The organism is Mucilaginibacter sp. GW822-FHT03E02, assembly GCF_058801545.1.
The window spans coordinates 671,277-696,203 of record NZ_JBXANJ010000001.1 but is presented as its reverse complement, the minus strand read 5'-3'; the positions used below and the strand labels follow the sequence as shown (position 1 = coordinate 696,203).

At 44.9% G+C, this 24,927-nt stretch carries 23 protein-coding genes and 2 tRNA genes; 13 read left to right on the top strand and 12 right to left on the bottom strand.

Annotated features, from left to right (window positions below; all coding sequences use genetic code 11):
- The first annotated feature begins 196 nt into the window (after positions 1-196).
- On the top strand, positions 197-2,851 hold the full coding sequence (locus tag AC1RM2_RS02575; RefSeq protein WP_492983070.1) for a DUF5686 and carboxypeptidase-like regulatory domain-containing protein: 2,655 nt from the start codon (positions 197-199) through the stop codon (positions 2,849-2,851).
- Between the two features lie 375 nt (positions 2,852-3,226).
- Here AC1RM2_RS02575 and AC1RM2_RS02570 read toward each other — a convergent pair whose 3' ends face one another.
- Positions 3,227-3,781: a hypothetical protein gene (locus tag AC1RM2_RS02570; RefSeq protein ID WP_492983068.1), complete on the bottom strand. Its 555-nt coding sequence runs from the start codon at positions 3,779-3,781 to the stop codon at positions 3,227-3,229.
- A 151-nt stretch (positions 3,782-3,932) separates the two neighbouring features.
- On the bottom strand, positions 3,933-4,997 hold the full coding sequence (locus AC1RM2_RS02565; RefSeq protein WP_492983066.1) for an alpha/beta hydrolase: 1,065 nt from the start codon (positions 4,995-4,997) through the stop codon (positions 3,933-3,935).
- A gap of 255 nt (positions 4,998-5,252) precedes the next feature.
- Between AC1RM2_RS02565 and AC1RM2_RS02560 the strand changes: the two genes are divergently transcribed.
- Entirely contained in the window at positions 5,253-5,477 is a 225-nt protein-coding gene (locus tag AC1RM2_RS02560; protein ID WP_492983064.1) for a MerR family transcriptional regulator, read from the top strand.
- Entirely contained in the window at positions 5,474-5,776 is a 303-nt protein-coding gene (locus AC1RM2_RS02555) for a type II toxin-antitoxin system RelE/ParE family toxin (RefSeq protein ID WP_492983062.1), read from the top strand. Before AC1RM2_RS02560 ends, AC1RM2_RS02555 begins: the two co-directional genes overlap by 4 nt.
- A gap of 155 nt (positions 5,777-5,931) precedes the next feature.
- On the opposite strand, the gene AC1RM2_RS02550 is transcribed toward AC1RM2_RS02555, so the two are convergent.
- The gene (locus AC1RM2_RS02550; protein ID WP_492983060.1) at positions 5,932-6,099 is read right to left on the bottom strand and encodes a hypothetical protein; all 168 of its coding nucleotides are present in this window, start codon (positions 6,097-6,099) and stop codon (positions 5,932-5,934) included.
- Between the two features lie 430 nt (positions 6,100-6,529).
- Here AC1RM2_RS02550 and AC1RM2_RS02545 point away from each other — a divergent pair, with 430 nt between their 5' ends.
- Positions 6,530-7,807 carry a glycosyltransferase gene (locus AC1RM2_RS02545; protein ID WP_492983058.1) on the top strand — a complete coding sequence of 426 codons (1,278 nt, stop codon included), beginning with the start codon at positions 6,530-6,532 and terminating at the stop codon, positions 7,805-7,807.
- Positions 7,808-7,975: 168 nt separating this feature from the next.
- Here the strand turns inward: AC1RM2_RS02545 and AC1RM2_RS02540 are convergent, their stop codons facing one another.
- From AC1RM2_RS02540 to AC1RM2_RS02525, 4 genes are all read right to left on the bottom strand, one after another.
- Positions 7,976-9,019 (bottom strand): cellulase family glycosylhydrolase, encoded by a 1,044-nt coding sequence (locus AC1RM2_RS02540; RefSeq protein WP_492983056.1) that lies wholly within the window; start codon positions 9,017-9,019, stop codon positions 7,976-7,978.
- Between the two features lie 664 nt (positions 9,020-9,683).
- The gene (locus tag AC1RM2_RS02535; protein WP_492983054.1) at positions 9,684-11,039 is read right to left on the bottom strand and encodes an SDR family oxidoreductase; all 1,356 of its coding nucleotides are present in this window, start codon (positions 11,037-11,039) and stop codon (positions 9,684-9,686) included.
- Between the two features lie 16 nt (positions 11,040-11,055).
- Positions 11,056-11,135, bottom strand: a tRNA-Ser gene (locus AC1RM2_RS02530).
- A gap of 44 nt (positions 11,136-11,179) precedes the next feature.
- Positions 11,180-11,255: transfer RNA gene (locus AC1RM2_RS02525), tRNA-Val, on the bottom strand.
- A gap of 221 nt (positions 11,256-11,476) precedes the next feature.
- On the opposite strand from AC1RM2_RS02525, the gene AC1RM2_RS02520 reads away from it, so the two are divergent.
- The 5 genes from AC1RM2_RS02520 (at position 11,477) to AC1RM2_RS02500 (ending at position 16,416) form a co-directional block, all read left to right on the top strand.
- Complete coding sequence (locus AC1RM2_RS02520) at positions 11,477-12,088, top strand: RNA polymerase sigma factor (RefSeq protein ID WP_492983052.1); 612 nt, start codon at positions 11,477-11,479, stop codon at positions 12,086-12,088.
- Positions 12,085-12,525, top strand: a complete 441-nt coding sequence (locus AC1RM2_RS02515; protein WP_492983050.1) for an anti-sigma factor — start codon at positions 12,085-12,087, stop codon at positions 12,523-12,525. Before AC1RM2_RS02520 ends, AC1RM2_RS02515 begins: the two co-directional genes overlap by 4 nt.
- A 63-nt stretch (positions 12,526-12,588) precedes the next feature.
- Positions 12,589-13,017 carry a hypothetical protein gene (locus tag AC1RM2_RS02510; RefSeq protein WP_492983048.1) on the top strand — a complete coding sequence of 143 codons (429 nt, stop codon included), beginning with the start codon at positions 12,589-12,591 and terminating at the stop codon, positions 13,015-13,017.
- Between the two features lie 522 nt (positions 13,018-13,539).
- A complete protein-coding gene (locus tag AC1RM2_RS02505; RefSeq protein WP_492983046.1) occupies positions 13,540-13,926 on the top strand; it encodes a hypothetical protein in 387 nt (128 codons plus the stop codon).
- Positions 13,927-13,962: 36 nt separating this feature from the next.
- The gene (locus tag AC1RM2_RS02500) at positions 13,963-16,416 is read left to right on the top strand and encodes an outer membrane beta-barrel protein (protein WP_492983044.1); all 2,454 of its coding nucleotides are present in this window, start codon (positions 13,963-13,965) and stop codon (positions 16,414-16,416) included.
- Between the two features lie 379 nt (positions 16,417-16,795).
- Here AC1RM2_RS02500 and AC1RM2_RS02495 read toward each other — a convergent pair whose 3' ends face one another.
- The 4 genes from AC1RM2_RS02495 to AC1RM2_RS02480 form a co-directional block, all read right to left on the bottom strand.
- Positions 16,796-19,027 carry a molybdopterin cofactor-binding domain-containing protein gene (locus AC1RM2_RS02495; protein ID WP_492983042.1) on the bottom strand — a complete coding sequence of 744 codons (2,232 nt, stop codon included), beginning with the start codon at positions 19,025-19,027 and terminating at the stop codon, positions 16,796-16,798.
- On the bottom strand, positions 18,982-19,623 hold the full coding sequence (locus tag AC1RM2_RS02490; protein ID WP_492983040.1) for a hypothetical protein: 642 nt from the start codon (positions 19,621-19,623) through the stop codon (positions 18,982-18,984). Before AC1RM2_RS02490 ends, AC1RM2_RS02495 begins: the two co-directional genes overlap by 46 nt.
- Positions 19,620-20,093, bottom strand: a complete 474-nt coding sequence (locus AC1RM2_RS02485; RefSeq protein WP_492983038.1) for a (2Fe-2S)-binding protein — start codon at positions 20,091-20,093, stop codon at positions 19,620-19,622. The genes AC1RM2_RS02490 and AC1RM2_RS02485 overlap by 4 nt, the downstream gene beginning before the upstream one ends.
- A gap of 195 nt (positions 20,094-20,288) precedes the next feature.
- Positions 20,289-21,185 carry a helix-turn-helix domain-containing protein gene (locus AC1RM2_RS02480; RefSeq protein WP_492983036.1) on the bottom strand — a complete coding sequence of 299 codons (897 nt, stop codon included), beginning with the start codon at positions 21,183-21,185 and terminating at the stop codon, positions 20,289-20,291.
- A 147-nt stretch (positions 21,186-21,332) separates the two neighbouring features.
- Here AC1RM2_RS02480 and AC1RM2_RS02475 point away from each other — a divergent pair, with 147 nt between their 5' ends.
- From AC1RM2_RS02475 to AC1RM2_RS02460, 4 genes are all read left to right on the top strand, one after another.
- Positions 21,333-22,184, top strand: a complete 852-nt coding sequence (locus AC1RM2_RS02475; protein ID WP_492983034.1) for an aldo/keto reductase — start codon at positions 21,333-21,335, stop codon at positions 22,182-22,184.
- An 11-nt stretch (positions 22,185-22,195) separates the two neighbouring features.
- Positions 22,196-22,591 carry a (R)-mandelonitrile lyase gene (locus AC1RM2_RS02470; protein ID WP_492983032.1) on the top strand — a complete coding sequence of 132 codons (396 nt, stop codon included), beginning with the start codon at positions 22,196-22,198 and terminating at the stop codon, positions 22,589-22,591.
- Positions 22,592-22,601: 10 nt separating this feature from the next.
- Positions 22,602-23,585 carry an aldo/keto reductase gene (locus AC1RM2_RS02465; RefSeq protein WP_492983030.1) on the top strand — a complete coding sequence of 328 codons (984 nt, stop codon included), beginning with the start codon at positions 22,602-22,604 and terminating at the stop codon, positions 23,583-23,585.
- Positions 23,586-23,652: 67 nt separating this feature from the next.
- Positions 23,653-24,165, top strand: a complete 513-nt coding sequence (locus AC1RM2_RS02460) for a nuclear transport factor 2 family protein (protein ID WP_492983028.1) — start codon at positions 23,653-23,655, stop codon at positions 24,163-24,165.
- Positions 24,166-24,341: 176 nt separating this feature from the next.
- Here the strand turns inward: AC1RM2_RS02460 and AC1RM2_RS02455 are convergent, their stop codons facing one another.
- The gene (locus AC1RM2_RS02455) at positions 24,342-24,911 is read right to left on the bottom strand and encodes a dihydrofolate reductase family protein (RefSeq protein ID WP_492983026.1); all 570 of its coding nucleotides are present in this window, start codon (positions 24,909-24,911) and stop codon (positions 24,342-24,344) included.
- Positions 24,912-24,927: the final 16 nt, after the last annotated feature.

The following is a 24,927-nucleotide window of genomic DNA, read 5'->3' as shown; positions in this document are numbered from 1 at the left end:
GATATTACGTTAACAGCACTAAGTAATAAATTAAAAGGTTGTTTTTAAGACTTACTGCTTACCGTTACCGACTGGAGATTGAAGGCCGATTTGCCACTAACACCATGGTACCTTGGGCCTTAATGTAAGGTTAATGGATAATTAATATGAATAACTAAATACTTCAAACAACTTTTTTTACGTTTAATCAATCAACTTGCTACTTACTTTTTGTAACCCCGACATAAAAATAACTTTGCTGATACAGGGAAAACTCCGCTTTTATAAATTTTTTATCGTTAATAAATTAAACGCAGCCGGCCTGGCTATTTTACTGTTATTTTCAATACATGCTGCCGCGCAGCAAACAGATAGCCTTAAAACAAGCAAAGCCACAGTTACCACTGTAACCGGGCATATTGTTGATGATGTTTCGGGCTTGCCGCTGGCCTATATCAGCATCACTTTTAATGGTAGTCGCTTTGGTACTACATCAGATAAAGACGGCAATTTCCGGTTAAGCAGCGTCGGTTTGTTTAACCGTATTACGTTTAGTTACCTGGGGTACACATTGCTTACCCGGGCTATAAAACCCGGGCAGGCCAGCCAGTTGCAGGTGCGCATGCACAGCAAGCAAACCCAGTTAAAAGAGGTTTCGGTTACATCTGGCAAAAAAGCGCGTTACCGCAATAAAGGCAATCCTGCCGTCGAGCTTATTCAACAGGTAATTAATCATAAAGATGAAAACAGAATGGCGGCTGCCGACTACTATCAGTATAACCAGTACGAGCGTATCGGCATGTCGTTTTTCCATTTATCGCCCAAGTTTATTAATGGTAAGTTTTTTGGCAAATACAAGTTTATGCTCGACAGTTCGCAGGTGATTGACGGGCGCAAAGAAACTTCGTTGCCAGTTTACTTTAGCGAAAAGCTTTACCAGCAGTATTACCGTAAAGAGCCTGCCAAATCCATCAGCATACTGCAGGCGCAAAAAGAAACCAACATTATTAAGTTTGTTGATACCGCCGGGCTTGATACCTATCTTAACCGCTTCTATGGCAATAATATTGATATTTACGCCAACAACATTTTTATTGTAACCAACCAGTTTTTAAGTCCGATATCCAATCACTCGCCCGATTTTTATAAGTTTTTTATTACAGATACTATACAAACCGATAAAGGGAAACTGGTAGGCATCAGCTTTACACCCCGCAACAAAGGCGACCTGCTTTTTGAAGGTCGCTTGCTGGTTTCACTGGATGGCCATTATGCGGTACAATCATGCGAGCTTAATGTAAACAAGCAAATCAACATCAACTTTATGCGCAGCCTTAGGGTGAAGCTTGATTTTCAGCAATTTCCCGGCGGGCGCTACTACCTGCAGAAAAGCGATGTAACGGCTGATTTTGGGATTTTAAAAAACAAGGGCATAGCCGTATACGGCCAGCGTACGGTTTTTTATGATAACTATAAACTAAACCAGCCCCAGCCGGCCGAATTTTACGAGGGCAAAAGCGCCCAAACCATGGCCGACGCCAACAAGCCCGATACCGCTTACTGGGCGCAACACCGCAGTGATACCCTTAACAGCCAGCAAAAACAGCTGTACGCACGCATTAACCGGCTGGAAAGCATGCCATCATATAAACGACTCACCTGGATAGCGGCTACACTTACCGGGGGCTTTGCCGTGGTAGGGCCGGTACAGATTGGCCCCATAGGATCGATATTTGCGTATGATAACCAGGAGGGTGCCCGGTTCCAGTTAGGGGGGCGCACAACGCCTGCCCTGAGCAAAACGATCTATTTTGACGGCTATACCGCCTACGGTACCAAAGATAAAGCCGCCAAGTACGAATTGAATACCTATATATCGCTCAACAAAACAGCACCATACCGCTATGCCAACAACTACTTTAAAATAGGTTACCGGTATGATGTGGACCTGCCGGGGCAAAGCCTGGCGGTAAGTAACCAGCAAGCCGCGCTTACATCGTTCCATACCGGTACTACCAATTACTGGTTGTATAACCGCACATTTACGCTGGCCTATGTAAGGGATTTCGACAATCATTTTTCATACAACCTGGCCCTGCGCAACTGGAACCAGCGGCCCGCAGGCACCCTTCAATTTCAATCAAATACCGATAATAGCCTTATTCCCAGCCTTACCACTACCGAGGTTGCCCTGGGCATGCGTTACGCCCCGCATGAGCAGTTTATACAAGGCACCATATTCAGGCATACGGTATTTAGTAAATACCCCATTTTTAACCTGCAAATCAATCACGGTTTTGCGGGCCTGTTAAACGGGGCTTATAGTTACAACAACATATCGGCCAATATTTTTAAGCGTTTTTACATGTCGCAATTGGGCTTTACCGATATAACGCTGTTGGGCAATCTTGTTACCGGCAAAGTCCCGTTCCCGCTGTTGAATATGCCCGCGGCAAACCAATCGTTAAAGTACGATCCCGCCGGCTACAACAATATGAACTACCTTGAATTTGTGAGCGATCACTCAGCGGGCATCAACATTACCCACAACTTCAACGGCTTTATCCTCAATAAAATTCCGTTGATAGAGCACCTCAAATGGCGCGAGTTCCTGTCGTTTAAAGCTATATACGGCGGCTTACGTACCGAAAACAATCCGCTGCTATCGTCCAACCTGTATAACCTGCCCCCGGCCCTGGGCAATGCCAATGGCACTTACGCCCTGGGTAGCACCCCCTACATTGAGGCAGGCGCCGGTATAGGCAATATATTTAAATTGCTAAGGGTTGATGTGATCAAACGTTTCAACTATCTGGACCATCCGGGGGTGAACCAGTATGGTATTAAATTTAGTATTACGCCAGATTTGTAGGGGGGAGGGGCTTAGCCGCCATGCTTCTATTAAAAAACTTTCGGACTTCCAGACTTCCAGACTTTAGAAGATTGAGCAGCAAGAGTTTACAGTATCTGGATGGCACGTGGTTATTACGGAAGCGCGTTAACGATTATAAAAATCAGCCGGAACAGGCTATAGATTTTGATACCGCGATGGGTGATATCGAAAAAGATTTGTAAATGTATAAGGTTATTATTAAACAAGCAAAGAGGTTGACCTTTTTGAGCCAACCTCTTCGCCTTATCATTTTTATTGACACTTATTTCTTTGGTAAACGCGCTGGAAGGTAGGTGTTTACATGAAATTATTTGGCTTGTGCAGCTTTATCCAAAACAAATGAGGATATTGGTGTTATTTTAAACTCACACCTACGGCAGCCCTTGTTTCGTCATAAAACAAATTCAATGTTTTGGGTTTGGTGCCTGTTGGCAAACGGTAGGTTATCTCGTTTGATTCTTTTGTAGATTCAGCCTCGGCAGAAACATACCCTCCGGACGTTTGCGATATGGAAGTATTATTATCAAGCACCAACCTGAAATCCGACGGTGAAACACCAACGCTGCTGCTGCCAATTTTATTTTTGTTGGTAACCGTAATTTTAAAGGTCATCTCAATACCTTCCGATTTTCCGTCTGGGTCGCTCAGGTCTGTCGCGCTTACAGGAGTTACTTTTATGCTTGCTTCTTTTTGTTTGCCAAGTAGGGCGCTATCGGGCGTAAACGATATAGTGTACGTTTTTGGGGCGCTACCGGCTGGCGCATCGGCATGGGCTGCAGTCTCTTTTGGGGCATCTTGTTTAACTGTACTATCAGGTTTGGCATTAGCTTCGCCGCCGCCGTTTTTTGGCTTACAGGCAAATACGAGCAGTGAAACAGAGAGAACGGCTAATAACGATTTTTTTTTCATAGTGATTTTTATTGTGGTTGATAAAATATTGAGTAGTTAACAGGAACCCCAAAAAAAAGTTTCAAAAAATATTGGGCAACCTGGTATCCGATTGCGGATTACAAAACAAACGGCCCAATTTTAGGCGACCGGCGTATTAAGTGCTTACCGGCTAATTGCAGTTGGCTATACGTGGGTTGGTTGCACTGCCGCAGGTAAACTGATATTTATTTTGGCTGTATTTGGGGCTTGGATTATCGGTAACCTCCAGCGGTGCCATAAATTGCCCCTTATAACCGGGCATGGTCACCTGTTCGGCCGAGCCATTGCCCAGTGCCACATTTTTGCCGGCAGCGCTGCCGTTGAAACTGTAGTCCATCAGCGCATCAAGCAGCCTGTATACGCCGTAGTAATCATAAGCATCATACGCGTCTCTTGAATTGGGGAGCGTGTGGTACGTGGTGTAATTGTAACCGGCCACTGCAGACGGTTTAAGGTAATAAAAATCCTTTTCACTATTGGCTATGCTGATGTTTTTAAAAATATCAATGGCCAGCCGGTGGTCGTTAATCACATCTTCATCATACACCTGGCTTATCATTTTGGTATTGGCCGGGAAACTTTGCAACTGTGCCTGGGTAATCTGGTAGCTGTACCATGGCGCCATGGTAAACAGGAAGCGCCCGTTTTGTCCCCAGCCGTTTTGGGTAAAGGCTTTATAGCCCAAGCCTATAGAAGCGCCGCCACCAAAGGAATGACCTATAAAGCCCACTTTTTTGGTATCGATAATATTAGGGTAATCTGCCGCGGCTTTGGTAAAGCCGGTCCACAGGGTGTAGTAACGATGATCGACACTGACATCAATGGTTGCATACGGAACAAACACTACCACATAGCCTTTTTTTGCAATAAATTCAAACAACCCGCGGTTGTATTCCTTGTTTTCGCCTCCGTAGGGGTGCGAGTAAAATATGGTTGGCCGGGGAGTGGTTATGCCGGCCGGGTAAAAAATAGTTACGCTGGTGCCCGCGTATTCGGGATTGGGAAAACTGATTTCGGCAACCTGGTAGGTACCATCGGCGCCGTATCCTGATGCGGGGCGGGAAATAGGCCCCTGCAGGTCGTCGTCCGGAGATTCGGTGTTGGTAGTGTTACCGCTTTTGGAACATGCCGGCAATAATAAAAGCAACAGACTTGTTTTAAATAGGATGTTTTTCATTTTTTGAATCGCTTTCATCAGTTGAATATTAAGTTTAACCTTTTTCAGGGTTATTAAGCTTCACACTTGTTTATACGATGTAAAGATGGGTTTTTAAGGGTTGCGGGAAAGGGTAACAGGGGCGAGGCTGTAAAAAGTGGGGGTGAAATGGTTAGGGTAAAGGTTATTATTAACCTTTTAACGAAGTTAATCCCTCGTTGTCGGTACGCATGCGCCGGGGGATTACATCAACAAAGACACTGTTATTTTAGAAATAATAATTAAATTTGAGATATGAATATACAGGCGGAGAAACTAAATGTATTACAACAAATTATAAACACCGATGACGTTGGCTTAATCAAAGATATTAAAGCTTTGATTAATAACAGGGATTTGGATTGGTTTGATGGTTTGAGCAAAAGTCAGCGGGCTGATGTTGAAGAAGGCCTTGCGCAATTAGATAATGGCCAATCGTTTAGCCATGAGGAGGCAAAAAAAAGATTTGGTTTTAAATGACAATAACCTGGTCTGAAAAAGCTGGCGAGACCTTCCAAAAGAATATCGACTATCTTTTGGAAAACTGGCCCGAAGCGGAATCAAAAAAAATTATTGAAAGGGTTTTCCAGTATCTTGATACCCTGGCCAACGAGCCTTTTATTGCCCGTAAAACTTATAAATCAAAACATACCTATATAGGGGTAATCATCCCGCAAATCTCGGTGATCTACCGCATTAAACCCCGGAGCAAAATTATAGAACTGGTTACTTTTATAGATAACAGGCAAAGCTTGAAAAAAAACAGGCGCCTGCTTTAAATTGAATCCCCGTCCTCTTAGTGTCTAAGAATGCTATTAAGTTAAGAGGTTTTTCGCGCGAAGGCGCCAAGTGATTTTCTATTGAATTCACGCAAAATAAAAAGAGGTTGACCCTTTTTAAGCCAACCTCTTTGCTTTATCATTTTTATTGATGGTTATTTCTTTATTAAATGATCTGGAAGAGGGTGCTTGCGTAAAAATTCTTTGGCTTCTTCGGCTTTTTTCACAAAGTAAGGATCATTGCTGCGATCTTTAACCTTGTCGCTAATAATAGCATCGCCATAAAAACCTTTTTCATCAATCACTTTCTTAACGGTTGGCATAATAACTCCTTTCTTTTATTCTTATAACCAAATTTAACGTTTTATTTCCTGCCTTTACCTGAAGTGTTTACTTTTTTTGATGCCACATACATGTTACGATGCCCACTTTTTAGTTTGAAACCCGGCGCATACTTAGCATGCGGGCCACAAGCCGGGGACGCTTGCGGCAGCGGGGGGGGGATATAAGCGGATACCGGCCTTGTGGTTAAGGCCGGTGTAGTATGAGCGTTTAGCCCGGCCCGCTTCTATCAGCGGGAAACGCCCTTTTTAGATATGAGATGAATTTGGTTGATGGTTTCCCTTGCTTCTGCCGGATTGTTGTGTATATGTGGACTTATCGCATCGAAACAGAAAAGCACTCATTAATTTTTTAACAATTACTAAAAGAAATCCTTTTGTATCAGTTCCTTTGTATATAAACCAACCACAATTGAACATAGGGATTTTTACTTACGGAACACGGGGCGATATACAGCCCTATATTGCTTTGGCTTTAGGGCTTAGCGAAAAAACACACCAGGTAGTTATTGCAGCACCTGAAAATTTCAAGGAATTGGTTGAGGGCTATGGCCTTGCTTTTCATCCGCTGTATGGTGATGCCGAGGAAATGATGAATTCGGCGGAAGGACAAAACGTGTTAAAAACAGAGAATACCATTAAGCTGATGAAGTACTTTTTTAAAGCGCTTCATGAAATTAGGGGGCCTTTGCGCAAAAGCTATATAGCAGGAATTAACCAGGTAGATTTTATTATAGCTAATGCGGCAACGCTGCCAATTACAAGCGCGATTGCCGAAAAGCAACATAAAAAAATTGCGCTAACCTATTTTATGCCGCCGGTTGTTCCTACAACTGAATTCCCTTTGGGCGATTTTGATTTCCTGAATTTTCCCTGGTATAATAAGCTTACCTATAAGCTGGCGCACCTGTTTTTCTGGAAGTTTGTAAAGAAAGAGACCAACGAATTCAGACAAGAATTAGGCCTGCCCATTTTAAAGGAAAATCTTATAGACTATATTGGCAGGCAAAAGCCGCTCGACTTATATTGCTTAAGCCCCAGCCTGATTCCGCAACCTAAGGATTGGGATGATAACCATAAAATAACCGGCTTTTTAACTGTTCCCGAAGAAAAAATACCGGGCCAGTTTAAGGACGAAACCCCGGCTACATTAAATGATTGGTTACAGCAGGGTGATAAGCCCATATACATTGGCTTTGGCAGTAACGGTGTTGGCAATACCGAAAAGTTTTTAAGCATTTTAAACACCATTTTAAATAAAACCAACGAGCGGGTTTTGTTTTGTACAGGCTGGTCGCTTTTTGAAAACTTACCGGCGCATAAAAAACTGTTCGTAACAAAATATGTAAACCATGGGTCCGTTTTACCAAAATGCAAAGCTGGGGTGTTTCACGGCGGTGCGGGTACGCTGGCAGCTATGTTGCGACACGATTTACCGGTAATTATTATTTCGTTTTACACCGACCAGCCAACCTGGGGCAAAATAGCCGAACGGATGAAATTTGGGGTTCATATCCCGGTTAAAAAACTCGATGCCGATAAACTGATTTCGGCATTAACAAAAATTCAAACCGATGAAGTAAGAAACAATGCGGCAGCTATTGGCCGGCAAATAAGGAATGAGAACGGACTTGAAAACGCGGTGAACGAAATTGAAAACTTTTTTAATGATGTAGTTACGGGAAATTAAGCCGGGTATGCATAGTCTTATACATGGCTGACGTCAGGGCCCTTTTTTAACCAGATTCTGAGGAGACGGAAATAAAAAACCGCCCCATAATTGCATATGAGGCGGCCTTATTGATGGTCTTGCTAACGATATTCTTGAATATATTTAAAGGTAGATTTTAAAAAAGGGTTAGTTTAGCCCCCAACCGTAACGAACGCGGAAAACGCCGGAAGAATTTACAGTGGTTAGGGTGATGTTATTGCCGCTTCCGCCTCTTGTTTGGATGCTGTAACTATCATTGTCTCTCAGGCCAGGCCAGTAAACGCTGGCGATGCCATTGTTCCTGAATACATTACTCGATCCTACGATGTAGGCAATCTCATTGTCGGATTGCGAACCATTCTGGTAATCTTTACCGCTGTTCATTGTTGCCCCAAACTCGGTCACTACAGTCCTCGAACCATAACTTCCATACCTGTTTTGCCAGTCGGTTTGCCATGCAGCGGTAGAGTGTGTTGACCAATAAGCATAATTATGCAACGAAAGCAGGCAACTGGTAAAGCGGCTGTCGGCGCCAACTCCGGTTACATTGTCTGAATAGCCTGTACCGCTTAGCAGCACCCTGCCTTTTGCAACGCTGGGATAATTAGCCAGCCACTGCGCATAGATGGTTGTTAAACTGGATAAACTGTAACCGTGGGGTTCATTAAACACCTCGAAATAAACGTTGCTGTTGCTGCCATATTTATTAACTACGGTTTGCCACATGGCCCAAAAATTGGTCATATTATCTATCAATCCGTCGTTGGCCGATGAACTATCCCAGCAACATATAATTACTTTCATGCCCTTGTTAAGGGCGGCATCTATAGCGCCGGTATAAGCGCCCCACCACGACTGGGATACACTGGGATAATTAATAGGTAACCTTACTGTATTGACGCCCGGCATGTTGGTTTGAAATGCCGATAATATTGAATTGGCCTTTGCATTAACCGTGCTGTAATTGTCGGAAGCGGTTAAACCAGATGGAATAACCCATCCATCCACAAAGTTATCGCGGCCATCGGCCCAGTTTACGCCTGCGATAGAGGCGGCCCCTACCGCCATTGTGGTTGCCGAATTTGTTGGTTTGGCAGTTGCCAAGGCGTGCTCTGGTGTCAGGTCGGCAGTATTTTTTGTACAACTACAAAAAATGGAAATGGAACATAAGAAAATTAAGGTCTTTTTCATTTGGTTTTTTGGTTTTATAATTGGTTGGTTAGCAAGCATATTTGGTATATATCCCGTAAAGCCGTCAAAGCAAAGGCTACGGAATTGGTTAGTACGCAATAGTTGATAATCAGAACCAGGGAGCTTTGGTTGGTTTATAATGTGGGGCTAAGGTAGATGGCAATGTGCAATGTAGTGACTGCCTTAATCGCCATTGTACGGGGGTAAACTCGGCATTTACGTGTTTTTTTTTGTCCCTCAACTTTTTAACAACGAACGCCATGTCCTATGAACCTCCCGCTGCCTCAAGCCTCCTGGCTTGTGCGGCCGCATGCAAATAACGATTTTGTTGTAAAGCCTTAAGCCCACAATTTCTCTGCCTTCGCGTTAGGGATATGAGCGGATACCGGCCAAGTGGCTAAGGCCAGTGTAGTATGAGCGTTTAGCCCGGCCCGCTTCTATCAGCGGGAACGCCATTTTTAAGTCAAAATTCAAAAGTTAAAATTAAAAATGATTTGCGGGACGTAGAACGCGTTTTGTGCCGGCGAGTAGTTGCCGAATGGCGTTAAATGGAGAGACTGACGCCCATGAGGGTATTGATTAATGTTGTAGGCCTGAAGACAACAGGGTTGCTAATGTCTTTATAACCGGGAATAAATCTTGATACTCGCTACCTGATACTATTTCACCAGTCAACCACCTTGTAATTTTTAAGTAAAACGCCAAAAAGTGATTTATCGCCATTCAGTACTTCCACTATGGGGTGCACAATTCTGGTAGCGCCGTCGAGTGGGTCGAGTGGGGGAATTTTGAGATCTGCAAATTGCTGAGCTCTTTTTGTTTCGTTGGCCCCGGTTGATATCCAGCCTACATCAACAGCTGTCATGAAGATGGAATCTTTAATAAATTCTGGTGCCGAGGTGCGGGTAAGCATGTTTAAGGCCGCCTTGGTCATGTTGGTATGCGGATGAAATATAGTTTTGCCGGGATAGCTAAACTGCCCTTCGGACGAGGTAACGTTGATAACAAAACGTTCGGCGAGCGGACTTTTAAGCATCAGGCTTTTAAGGCCCGAAATAAGCCGATAGGGCGATATATGGTTAATGAGGTTTACCTCAAGCAGTTCTTCCAGCTCAATTTCGGCTAAAGTGGAGTTCCAGCTGTTTTTGTCCCTTGTATCTACAGGCTGTCCAAAACGGTTAACCGGCACCTCCGCATCGGCAAGGCCCGATAATAGTTGGCTATCCTGGTGATACAATAGCGGGGTTTTATTGGGCAGCAGGTTTGCGGTGTTGTTTTTAAGCAAAAGCGCGTTTTCTTTAACCATTAAGGGCTTATAATAGTCGGCCGGGTATTTAATGGTTTGGGCGGCGTTATTGATCAGGATGTCGACACTGCTTAGGTTGTTATTGCAGTAAACAATAAATTCTTCCACAGCTTTCAAGTTCCGTAGATCTAAGCCGTAAACGCTGAGCCTGTGTTTCCATTGTTCATAATCGTCTTCGGCCTGTAGTTGCTGCAAAGCCAGCGCCGGGAAACGTGTGGTAAGTATTACATTGGCGTGCGAGCGTAAAAACTTTAAAACAGTGGCGTAGCCAATTTTAACGCGACCGCCGGTAACAATTACATTATAGTTGGCAAAATTATGTTGCCGGGTACGCCACTCATAGTTTACAGCAGCGCAGGCGGGGCAAAGCTTATGGTAAAAAAAATGAAGCTGGGTAAAACCCTCGCCGCACGAATAGCAGTAACGCGGTTTTTGCAGGTGCCCGCCCTGGGTATTTTCACTTTCGGCATGTGCAAATTGGGTGGTTAGCCCCCGGGCATTTGTAACAATGGCTGTGCCGTTAAGCAGCTCCAGGTCTGCTGCCTTTTTATCGGTGCGCAGTTCCTGTTTGTTTTGCTTTTTGGCCTGTTTATAAATAGAAGTAATGAGTGTTTTAAACTGCTGATTATCGGGGTTTTCAAAAGGATTATCCTTTAGCGAGTTAAGTACTTTGAGGCATGCCTGCCATTCCTGCTCACTAAATTTGTATTGCATAATTTTGAATTAAAAATGGAAATCGGGCGCCGGACTTAAACCGACATCTCCAGTTTAGCAAACTGGTGTTTTTTCATTTAAACTAAAATCCCGATCCCCTTATCGTTATACCAGTAGTATTTAAAGCCTCATAATTTAGAAAGGCAAAAAGGGATTTGAACCCTTACCTCCCGATTGTCGTTCGGACGTTCTTCCAGTTAAACTATGATTTTGCCTTTCAAGGCTGTAAATATCGTTTTTTTAGTATCAAGTAGCGAGTATCAAGTATCAAGATTTTTTTGCAACAGCATCAGGTATCCCGATTTTTAACTTTCGGACTTCCGGACAAAAAACTTTCGGACTCAAAAGAAATTGCAGCTGTCTTGATATTTGATACTTGCGACTTGATACTAAAAAATTATTGCAACCTTTATACGATAGCCCGGTCTAATCAGCAAGTGAGTCACCAAAAAGAATATCAGCATCCAGATCAGCACCTGGTTTCCCGGGTTTTGGGTGGCGATAGGTATGCTTTTGGTATCATTATTAAAAATACCGAAGGATTGGTGGCGCAGCTTATCTTTAAGATGATACCCGTGCCTGCCGATAGGAAAGATATTGCACAGGACGTTTACCTGAAGGTTTACAAAAACTTGCCTGGTTTTAAATTTCAATGCAAATTATCAACCTGGATAGGGCAAATTACTTACAACACCTGCCTGCATTACCTGGAGAAAAAAAAGGTGGTACTGATAGATGCTAAGGATGATGATGACGGGCAACAGCAAACGCTTGAGCGATTGCAACAAAAAGATGGTGGCCGATATGATAACGAGGCAGAGCGTTTGCTATCAGCAAAAGAATTATCGGTTATTTTAAACGCCGAAATGGATAAGCTATCACCTGTTTATAAAACGCTTCTATCCTTGTATCATCAGGAAGAAATGAGTTATGCCGAAATAGGCCAGATTACCAACCTGCCCGAAGGCACCGTTAAAAATTACCTGTTCAGGGCACGAAAAGCCTTAAAACAAAACCTGCTAACCAACTATAAACGCGAAGATTTATGAGTAGTTACCATCCAACAGACAATGAATTACAGCAATATGCCCTGGAAGGCACGTTAGCGGCCGAAGATATTGCCGCCCATGCAAAAGTTTGTGCCGCCTGCAGCGCTAAACTGGCCAATTACCGGCTGCTTAGCCGGCAAATGCATACTTTGCAAAAGCCAGCCTTCGATTTTAACCTTGCCGACCTGGTACTGCAGCAATTACCGGCCCCAAAGGCAGAATTTCCGTGGATAGCAGCACTGGGCGTAACCCTCACTGTGGTTTTCCTTATTGCTGTTTCGTTGTTATTTGGCACTTACTTGTTGCAGCTATTTCAAAACCTGCCGGCCTTGTTTGGCACCATTTTAACAGCAAGCGCGATAGCTGTATTTACCGGCATGCTTAATACCATGATTAAAGAACACCACGACCAGATGAAAAAGCTGGATTTTAATTAATTAACTGCAACATTAACATGGGCTGCCGGTCTCATCCGGTATTACAACGATAAAAACAACAACATGAAAAAAATAGCCACTATCATATCCCTAATGTCGGCAAGTATTACTGCCAATGCGCAAACCGTATTTGATCCCTTTACAGACGAGCGGGCCTTTTTTGAGATGATGCACAGCATCGTGATCATTATCCTCGTTTTCCTGGCCTCATCGTTTGTACTGACACTCATTAAGCTTTTTTTAGACGACAGGTTAAAACGCACCATTGTTGAAAAAGGCGTTGCCGAGGGGGTAATTGCCCAATTACTGCCCGCAAACCAAAAAGGGAAAGAAAATTCGCTTAAATGGTTTGCCATACTAACCGCTATAGCCATCGGCCTTACCGTCATCAGCTTTTACATGCCATCGGGTTTGTACGCCGCCATTGTGATGATATTTAGTATCGCTCTTGGTTTCCTTGGATACTACTTCCTGTTAAAAAAGCTTAGGTAGGAGAGCCACGAGAGTCAAGAGTTAAGAATCAATAATTAAGACAGCTGCGAAATTCGGCCAGCACGTTTAAACGTCCGCACTATGGACATGGGCAAGCTATGCCCTTTAATTAACAAATCAATCAATCATAAACAGATGCTTAAAATATGTCACCCTGAATAGTTAAAATTTGCGAAATGCTGAAGAGGGAACGACATCTACGGCATGGCGCAGACGACTCACCCCGAACATCGCTACGCTCGTTCTGCCCCTCTCTCCGCTTCGCGCAAAGAGGGGCTATAAATATAAAATGAGTTGCACCCTCTCTCCGGCTTACGCCGCAAAGAGGGTCGGCCAGCGCAGCGTAGCCGGGGTGAGTTGTGACCAGCGTTCAAGCCGATGTTTGTGTGAAGCCAAATACTTGTTTCACTACCCTACAGAACGTTTATCCGGTATTGTGTTACATAGCACGTGGGGCGACGCAACAAATCAGGCATTACACACCTTTTACACCATTTAATCAATCTTTAAAAATCACAACACATGAAATCGTTTTATTATCTACTCATAACAGGCATTATATCCATTACTATTTGCCTGGCCTTTACTATTGCTAATAACGGCGACCGCACCAATATCAAAATAACCGAAACCCCTGAACTGTTTAAACTTGAGGCCTCCTACAATCGCAACCAAACTAAAAAGGTGGAAGCCTTTATCAACGAAACTTTAAAACCCGTAACCGTATTTAAAAAAGCAGATGAACTAAATACCCGGGTAACACTGGGCGATAGCAGCAGCTTTTATATCAAAGCCTCGGCCGGTTGGTTGTTAATTAAGGTTGATAAAAGCACTAATTCCGCAGCATCGTTACTGCGCCTCAAAAACCTTTGCGGGCAATTAAGTAAAAACGTAATTAAGGCCGAATAAGCCTGTACACGTACCAAACCCTTTAATCTTATTGAAATGAAAAAACTGATCATGGTTATATTAACCATATGGATAACTATTGCCCCGATTTTTGTAAACGCCCAGATAGCAGCCGGTAAAATAACCGGCAAAGTATGGGGTGCCGCCCAAAAGCCTGCTGATGGTGCTACCATAACATTACGAGGCGTAAAAGATTCTATCGTGCTTAAATATGAACTGGCAGATGCCGGCGGCGCCTTTGTTTTTAACGGGCTGAAAACCGGCCTCTACCAGGTATTTATAACCGCAGCCGGTTATGCCCCTTATAAAAGCGATACTATCACTATCAGCGATAAGCGACCGGCGGTGGCGTTAAAAGAGGTGGTTTTACAAACAGGTAACATCGCGCTTAAAGAGGTAATCATCACCGGTAAAAAATCATACATCGAACATAAGATAGACCGGACGGTGGTAAATGTAGATGCTATTATTAGCAATGCCGGTACTACGGCGCTGGAGGTATTGGAGAAATCGCCGGGTGTGCTGGTTGATCAGAGCGGGGTAATCAGCCTTAAAGGGCAGCAGGGTGTTGTTATCTTTATTGATGATAAGCCCAGCTACCTGTCGGGCGCCGCCCTTGCCGATTATCTGCGTAGCCTTCCATCGTCAAGCCTGCAGCAAATAGAGATTATGACCAACCCGCCGGCAAAATATGATGCGGCGGGTAATGCGGGTGTTATCAATATCAAAACAAAAAAAACGCAGGTCAGGGGCTTTAACCTGGGGCTTAGTTTAAGCGTTGGTCAGGCCCGGTACATCCGTACCAACAACAGCCTTAATTTCAATTTTCGCAAAAATAAGCTTAACCTGTTTGGCAACCTGGCTTACACTGTGCGTAACAGTTATGCCGATGTAGCCATTTTCCGCCGGTACAAAAATACCGATGGCCAAACTACGGGTAGTTTTAACCAGGATACCTATAACCGCCGCCAGGGGCATGGCGGCAAGCTTACCCTTGGCGCCGATTACGATGCATCGCCAAATACAACCTTTGGCATAGCGCTCACCGGTTTGGCCCGCTATCCTTATTTGCCAAGCATTGGCACCGGCAACCTGCTAAATGCGGCAGGGCAGCCCGACTCCAGCGTGATTTCAAAAAACACCGAAAAGGGTAGCTTTAAAAACACGGCCCTCAACCTGAATTACCGGCACGAGTTTAAGAAAGACGGTCCGGATGTTACCGCCAACCTTGATTACCTGCATTATGCCACCACCAACCAGCAGGATTTTGATAGCCAAACCTTTTTGCCCGGCGGTGCCTTAATAAACCAAAGCAGCTTAAACGGCAGCCTGCCATCAAATATTAAAATCCTATCGGGCAAGGCCGATTACGGGCATCCGCTGGGCGGCGGTATTAAGCTGGAAGCGGGGTTAAAAACCAGCTATACCCAAACAGATAACGTGGCCGGTTATTTTAATACAGTAAACGGTAATACCACGCCCGATTATGATAAAACCAACCACTTTAATTATAAGGAGAACATCAACGCGGTGTACCTTAACTTCAATAAGGAATTTAAAAGGCTCAGCATTCAGGCTGGTTTACGATTGGAGAATACCAGCTCAAAAGGGCATCAGCTGGGCAATGTTATAAAGCCCGATTCGGCCTTTAACCGTAACTATACCAACCTGTTCCCAACCTTATTTTTGCAATACAAGCTGGATAGCCTGGCCGATAATCAAATTCAGCTGAACTATGGCCGCCGTATTGACAGGCCGTATTACCAGGACCTGAACCCCTTTGTTACCCCCCTGGATAAGTTTACTTATTACGTAGGCAATCCTTACCTGCAGCCATCTTTCGCCAATAAAATTGAGTTGGCCTATATATTCAAAAACCATATTACCGGTACCCTCAGTTACAGCGATACAAAAAACGATACGGACGAAACCATCCAGATAGTAAACGGTATTTACTACAGCCGCCCCGGTAACATCGGCCATAAAACGGTAAGCAGCTTTTCTGTTGATGCCGACTTTGAGCCTGCAAAATGGCTTACTGTACAGGTAAATTCCGAAGTTACCCACGTACACTCGCGCAGTAACTTTTACACCGGTATATTGGATACCAAAGGCACGTTTGTATACGGCCAGGGCATTTTGCAGTTTAAGCTTAAAAAAGGCTTTAACCTGCAGCTTGATGGCAATTACCAAAGCAGCATTACCAGTGCCCAGTTTGTTACCGGTAGTAAGGGTGCTTTAAATGCAGCGGTATCAAAAAATCTATCGCCTAAAGTAACCCTTAAATTCAGCGTGAACGATATTTTGTATACAAACATCAACCGGGGCACCATCAATAACCTGTACCTTACCGATGCCAGCTACACCAACCACGGCGACACCCGGTCGGCCCTGCTAACGCTCAGTTTCCGTTTCGGCAAAGCTGTAGCGGGCCAGCGCAAAAAAGAACAAACCGGAGCGGATACCGAGCAGGGGAGGGTGAAGAATTAGTAGCAAGTATCAATATTTTTAACTTTCGGACTTAAGAAATCGCAGCTGTCTTGCTATTTGATACTATAAAGTGCAGCTGTCTTACTACTTGATACTTGCTACTTGATACTAAAAAAGCAGCTGTCTTACTACTTACTACTTGATACTTGCTACTTGCTACTAACCGAAAACATGGGCGTACGCCGCAGGTAGAAGCGGCGCCAGGCTTTCTGTTCATACTGCACCGGGCTTAGCCACCTGGCCGGTACCCACGCCAATCCTTTACGCAACATATGGTAATACAAAAACGCCCGGGTATCAATAATATCCGGGCGTTGTGTAATCAGTTTCTGGCTGTGCCATCAATCTATCAAACAAGCTCAACGCTTAAAATTGCGTGTTATACGGTTGCCATGTCAAACGGTAATTTGCGGATGCGTTTGCCTGTCAAATCAAAAATAGCTTCGGTAAGTGCCGGTGCAAATGGCGGTAGTCCCGGCTCGCCAACACCACCGGCATTGGCATCATTTTCCATAATGTGCACTTCTACCAAAGGCATGTCGTTAATGCGTGGCATCAAATAGTTATAAAAGTTTCGTTGTTCTACCAGGCCGTCTTTAAAGGTAATTTCATGGGTAGTAGCAGCGCCAAGGGCCATAACAATAGCACCTTCTACCTGCGCATGAACAATATCTGGATTTACGTACCAGCCGCAGTCTACAACAGCCCATACCTTGTCAATTTTTACCTTTTCACCGTTCTTTTTCGATACCTTAACAATCTGGCCAACCGTGGTGCCGAAGCATTCTGTAATGGCAACCCCAAATCCGTCGCCTTTATTTTTCGATTTCCAGCCCGAAACCTGTTCCATTTTGTCGATTAGCTTTTGTTCGCGCTCTTCGTTTAAATAGCCCCTTCTAAAATCAAGCGGGTCTTTACCGGCAAGGTGCGCCATTTCGTTCAGGAAACTTTCGTAAGCAAAGCCATTGGTTGATGCATATACCGATCGCCACCAGATATTGGGGATAGGTGTTTCAAACGGCACATCGGCAAAGCTAATGTCTTTTATGCTTTTATAATATGGGGCCAGGAAGCCTTCGGCAGCGCTGCGGTTGGCCTTATCCTTCGGCCCTCCCTGCCAGTGCGCCGTGTTTTGCCCGGCCATCCGGAACTTTAAAGCGCTTAGTTGCCCGTTGCTGATAGCACCCTGGCAGCGGTATGAGATCCCGGCCCGGTAGGGGCCTTGTGTCATGTCGTCTTCTCTTGTCCAAACTACCTGCACCGGCGTCCCGGTTTCTTTCGAGATCAGGCAGGCCTCGTGCGGATAATCCATGAATGCTTTTCGCCCGAAACCGCCGCCCAAAAAGGTCATATTAACAATCACTTTTTCTTTCGGCAGCTTAAACTGCGCACACATGTAATCCTGCACCCATTCAGGTGCCTGTATCGGCCCCCATATTTCCAGCTTATCCGGCTGGTAAAAAGCCACGCAATTCAGCGGCTCCATAGCGCTGTGCGATTGGTATGGCGTTTCATAAATCAGGTCAAGTTTTTGGGTGGCGGCATTTAATATGGCATCCGGATCGCCCTGCTTCCTTGCGGATAAGCCTTCTTCTTTACTAATGAGTTCGTTTTGTTTTTTATAAATATCGGGTGTGTTTACGTGCTCAAACCCGCTGTCGTCCCATTCAATGGTTAACGCTTTGCGGCCCTGTATGGCGGCCCAGGTACTATCGGCCACAACAGCAACACCATCCCTGAAAGTTTGAAAAACGCCAGTTTGTATTTTGAATACTTTCTTAACCCCCGGAACTTTTAGTGCCGCACTGGCATCAAATGATTTGAGCGTTCCGCGTAAGCGTGGGTTGCGCTCTACCACGGCATATAGCATGCCCGGAAGTTTAAAATCTAACCCGAAAATGGCTGTACCGTTGGTTTTTAAAGGGGTATCCTGCCTGTGAAGCGGTTTACCAATTTGTTTGTATTCGGAACGTTTTTTAAGCACAACCTCTTTAGGCGCTTCCAGCTTAGATGCTGCCTCCACCAGTTCGCCGTAATGAAATTTCTTTCCTGTTGGGCGGTGGATCACATGCCCGGCTTCGGCATAACATTCTGTTACAGGTACATTCCATTTGGTGGCAGCTGCCGTTATCAGCATTTCGCGTGCCGACGCACCTAATTTCAATAAATTCTTGTACGAACCACGAATGGTGGAGCTGCCGCCCGTTACCTGGTTGCCGTATTTTTGACGATCGCCCTGCGCAAAGCGGATGTTTACATCATTCAAATTAACTTCCAACTCTTCTGCAACAATCTGCGGAACAGATTGGTAAGCACCCTGGCCCATCTCGGCCCGGTGGCTGAAAATAGTAACCTTGCCATTCGTGTCAATGTGTATCCAGGCATTCATCTCTATATCCGAAGCCACCGCCGAATCTGCGGCAGCAACCTTAGCTTCTTCGGCGCCCGATGGAAAATACAGGCCAACAAGCAAAGCTGTTCCGGTAAGGCCCGCCGCCCTTAAAAAGTTTCTTCTTGATATGTTACTCACACTCATGGTATTCTGGTTATTGGTTAGGCTTTCAATTATTTCTTTGGTGCGTATGCCCCGGTGGTAAGCCAGGTAATCCATGCTTTTTTAAATGCTGCGTGGCTCATGGGTGGCAGGGTGCGGCCTTCGCCGGGGTTCCAGCCATTTAAAACTAAACCGTCATCAGCATGTGCAATCAGCTTCTGCATATCCTTATGGCCATTTTGCTTTGGATCAATAAGTTGTTTGGCCAATTGCCGCGGGCTCCTGCCCTGGAATACCATCTTCATATCTGCCGGGGGCAAATGCCAGTTGGGGTTGCCCGGAGGTGTATGCAATCCCGGTGTGTTTGCCGCCTGGTGGCAGTTAGCGCATTTCATGGCATATACACCCTTGCCATCAACGCCCCTTTGTGGCGACATGGTATGCAGGTGACTGTCGTCGCCTTGCAAAGGAATATTGCCAGATGGGTGACAGTTCATACATCTGGCGCTCATCAAAACGCTGTAAACCTGCTTAAACGCCTTAACCGATGCCACACTATCTTTCCTGATAATGATAGGAGTGGCCCCTGTTTTTTCGGGTTCGGCGTTTAGCCCGAAAGCCATGATAGCTATGGCGGATAACAGTACGCCAACTACCGCAAAGGCTTTTGCAACGCTTGTATAACGAGGCTTATTTTTTAATTGCTTCTTCATTTGCTGGCGCTCTCCTTTCTCTGCAATTCTGCAGCAGTATGAATAGCTTTACGAATACGCTGATAGGTGCCGCAGCGGCAAATATTACCGGCCATAGCCGCATCAATATCAGCATCGCTCGGGTTGTTATTTTCGCGCAGCAACACCGCCGCTGACATGATTTGCCCCGAATGGCAGTAACCGCATTGCGGCACCTGCTCCTGGTTCCAGGCAAGCTGGGCGGGATGGTCATTGTTTTTAGAAAGACCTTCAATGGTTACTACCTTTTGACCTTCGGCCCGGCTTACCTTGGTTACACATGACCGAATTGCTTCGCCATTGAGGTGGACAACGCAGGCACCGCACTGTGCCACGCCGCAGCCAAATTTTGTACCAGTGAGGCCAATAATATCCCGTATTACCCACAACAGCGGCATATTAGGATCTGCCTCAATCTGATGCGATGTTCCGTTTACATTAATGTTGATCATAGCATTTATAATTGGTATTAAATGTTAAAGCTTCGATTGTTATTTTTAGATATTGCAAAAATATCAAAAAAGCGCCCCGGTATCTCACCCCCGGAACGCCATTACCTTTAGGTAATCAACTAAATCACCAATTTCACGCTGGTGATGCCTTTGGCGCTTTCCGGAAGCACACTAATATATGACTTTTGTAAATCTTCAATTCAACGAACGGTATTCATGGGGTGTTTGGCCCACCTGCTTTTTAAACAATCGTGTAAAGTGTTGCGGGTATTTAAAACCTAACTCATAAGCAACCTGGTTTACGGTTTTTTCGCCGTCGAATATCTTTTCTTTGGCAAGGTTAATAAGTTTAAACTGGATATACTCCTGGGCGGTTTTGCCTGTTTCTTTTTTCACAAGATCGCCAAAATAATTTGCTGATAAATTTAGCGCTTCTGCACAATAAGCAACCGATGGCAGGCCAACTGTTTGGGGTTTTTCTGAAGAAAAATAATTATTCAAAAGCTTTTCAAACCTTTCAATGGTACCCTTATACACGTGGTCGCGGGTGATGAACTGCCTGTCGTAAAAGCGAACGCTGTAATCCAAAAACAATTCAATATTGGATACAATTAACCGCTTGCTGTGTTTATCGATACCCCGTTCCAGTTCGTAGTTTATTTTTGAAAAGCAATCCAGTACGATGCTCCGTTCCCTTTCAGATAAATGCAGCGCTTCGTTTGATTGGTAGCTAAAAAAATTATAGTCCTGAATATGCCTGCCCAACGATGTACCATGAATTAAATCTGCATCAAAAGCCAGTACATGGCCTTTGGGCTGATAGTACTCGCCATTGCTGTTTACGCCTGCAACTTGTCCCGGCGCCATAAAAACCAATGTGCCCTCCTGGTAATCATAGGTATTACGGCCATAAACCAGGTCGCCGCATTTAACATCTTTTAAAAATACGATGTAAAAACCAAAATACATTTGTGAGCCTTGCCGCGGGGCAGCCTTTGACAGGTCGACCACGCTAACCAACGGGTGCCTGGTTTCATTGTTATTAAATGCATTGTATTCGCTTATCGTATTAAAACGCCGCATGCTGTCCATAATCTATTCTTTTAATTCGAATTTACATTATTAATCAATGCATTAATCATACCAGCGCGCAAATCAGTAATAATGGTAGAAACATCTGTAATCTGTATCCTATCCGGGCAAATAAAACGCCTCAACTTTGTGTAGTTAAATATCTTTATGCAAAAAGTAAAATTAAATAACGGTATAGAAATGCCAATTTTGGGATTTGGCGTTTTCCAGGTAACCGACCTGGCAGAATGTGAAAGAAGCGTGGTGGACGCCATTGAAACCGGCTATCGGTTAATTGATACCGCGCAATCCTATATGAACGAAGAAGCCGTGGGTAAAGCCATTAAGCGCAGCGGCGTGCCAAGGGAAGAGTTGTTTATTACTACCAAGCTGTGGATTCAATCAAACGGTTACGACGGTGCTAAAAAGGCTTTTGAAGCTTCGTTGAAGAAGCTGCAGCTGGATTACCTTGACCTTTACTTAATTCATCAGCCTTACGGCGATGTATATGGCGAATGGCGCGCGATGGAAGATTTGTACAAAGAAGGCAGGATACGTGCCATCGGCGTAAGCAACTTTCAGCCCGACAGGTTGATTGACCTGATTATCAACAACGAAATTGTGCCGGCTGTTAACCAGGTAGAAACTCATCCCTTTCACCAGCAAATTGATGCACAGCAATTCATGATTGATAACAACGTGCAGATAGAATCATGGGGGCCTTTTGCCGAAGGTAAGAATGATATGTTTAAAAATGAGCTGCTGCAAGCCTTTGGCAACAAATACAATAAATCAATTGCCCAGGTAGTATTGCGCTGGTTAACCCAAAGAGGTGTGGTAGCTATTTCTAAATCGGTACGCAGGGAGCGCATGGCCGAAAACCTGAATAGCCTTGATTTCGAGCTTACGCTTGATGAAATGGATAAAATTAAAACATTGGATACCAAGGCCAGCAGCTTTTTCGATCACCGCGATCCGAAAATGGTGAAATGGCTGGGAGAACGAAAATTGAATAACTAAAATTTAAACCTATGAAAATTCAACGTATTGGCTCCAAACCGTCGGCAAAAGGGCCTGCCGAATATTTTACCGGTACTGTACGAATTGATCTATTGAATGAACCACCTGCACCTGCCCGTGTAGCAATGGCGCTGGTAACATTTGAGCCGGGAGCACGTACTGCCTGGCATACGCATCCGTTCGGCCAAACACTTATTGTTACCGCAGGAGCGGGCTGGGTACAGCGGGAGGGAGGTGTCAAAGAAAATATCTTTCCGGGTGATGTGATTTATTTTGAACCGGACGAAAAACGCTGGCATGGCGCAACTGCCACCACGGCGATGAGTCATATTGCTGTACAGGAAAAGGAGAATGATTCACCGGTAGATTGGCTGGAGCAGGTTACTGACGAGGACTACAACGGTTAAACAACGGAACATGAAAAAGAGACAATTAGGAAATAGTGGGTTGGAGGTTTCAGCCCTTGGATTGGGTTGCATGGGGCTGAGCTTTGGCTACGGTCCGGCAACAGAAAAACAGGAAGCAATTAAATTAATACGCGCTGCTTTTGAGCGAGGTGTTACTTTTTTTGATACAGCGGAGGCTTACGGACCCTTTACTAATGAAGAACTGTTGGGCGAGGCCCTGGAGCCTTTTCGCGACCAGGTGGTTATTGCCACCAAATTTGGCTTTAGAGACGGAAAACCGCCCCTTGGTTTGGACAGCAGGCCCGAGCGTATCCGTGAGGTTGCTGAAGCCGCATTGATACGTTTGAGAACAGACCATATCGACCTGTTTTATCAACATCGCGTTGATCCGAATGTGCCCATGGAGGATGTTGCCGGTACGGTTAAAGATTTGATTGCCGAAGGCAAGGTTAAGCACTTTGGTTTATCGGAAGCCGGCGCTGGTTCTATCCGCAAAGCGCATGAAGTACAACCTGTTGCGGCGCTGCAAAGTGAATATTCGCTTTGGTGGCGCGAACCTGAGCAGGATTTATTACCTGTACTGGAAGAATTGGGCATAGGCTTTGTTCCGTTCAGCCCGTTGGGTAAAGGGTTTTTAACCGGTGCAATTAACGGGAGTACCACATTTGATAAAAGCGACTACAGGAACACGGTTCCTCGTTTTTCTGAAGAAAACCGGAAAGCGAACCAGGCGTTAGTTGATGTACTTGGCCATATTGCCGAAGATAAAAACGCAACGCCAGCCCAAATTGCACTGGCTTGGTTGCTTTCGCAAAAGCCCTGGATAGTTCCCATCCCGGGTACCACAAAAACACACCGTTTGGAAGAGAATTTGGGCGCTGCTGATATCCAGCTATCGGCCAATGATCTCCTTGAGATTGGCAATAGCTTGTCGCATATCGAAGTGCATGGGCATCGTTATTCCGCACAGGGACAGCAAATGGTTAACCGTTAAACCGAAGCCGGGTACAATAGCGCAAATTAATTTTTTAATAAACACATCAAATATTAAAACCAAAATCATGAAAGTAACCATTATCGCATTATTCCTGTGTATTGCCGGTGTGCGGCTCTCCCATGCCCAGGCCAAATTGCCCGGTGCGGCATCAACAAACACAACCAAAGACGAACAGGAACTACTTGATCTTTCTAAAACGAAATGGACATGGATGGCCGATAAAAATGTAGATGCATTAACCGGACTGTTTGCGGAAAATTGTGTATTTGTGCACATGGGCGGAAGCTGGGGTAAAACCCAGGAACTAAATACCATTAAGGGGGGCTTCATCTGGTATAAACAAGCTGAAGTTTACGGGGCATCGGTAAATATTTTTGGTAATACGGCCATCCTGTTAAACGATATCGATTTGCTGGCGGTAGTGGGTGGTAACGAGGTTGTGCATGCGTTTATGGTAACCGAGGTATACATTAAAGAAAACGGAAAATGGAAAATGGGCTCGCTTACTTTTTCAACATTGATACGTCCGGTTAAAATGAAAACTAACATAGCGCAACCGGCACAGCCACAACACTAATATAAAACGATTCTTTTTCGATGATGGTTATCAAAAATGAACCGTAGATATAAACATAAAGCCTTGATATATATTATTTATATCAGGGCTTTATTGTAAAGGTTTGGCAATATGCTGGCCTGGGCGAACAAATCAACAATAATCTTGCCCGTCCAACCACCTGAGTCCATAAAATATCAGGATTTCAGCGGCCCAACGTGCCGGTAGGTGTTGACGAGCAAACCGGTGGGCGTTGCTTTTGAGTCGATAAATGCCAGTTCCCGGGCGTCAATACTATCTGCCAATAAGCGTTTACCACGGCCAAGCAAAACCGGGTAGGTGATCAGCACAAGCTCGTCGGCCAGTCCCTGGTCAAGCAATACAGTTGTTAGGGTCGAACTTCCCACAACAATCAGGTCGGGGCCGTCTGATTGCTTGAGGTCGCGAACCGCTTCTATAACGTCCTCGCCCAAATGCTTCACCGGTCCCCATTCCAGGCTGGCGGGCGTGTGGGTTGCAATGTATTTTGTTGCAGCGTTTATGGCATTTGCCATCGGGAAATCTCCGGCTTTAGGCCAAAAGCTGCTAAAAATATCGTAGGTGTGGCGGCCAAGCAGCAGGTCGAAATTCGGCCCGTATGCTTCAAATAACATTGCTGCCCCGGCAGGACTTCGGTATGGCGTAGTCCATGCGCCGTAGGTGTAGTCTCCGTCATGTTCAATCACGCCATCCAGCGAGATATGTTCAAAAATTCTGATTTTTCTCATTTTGTTTATAATTAAT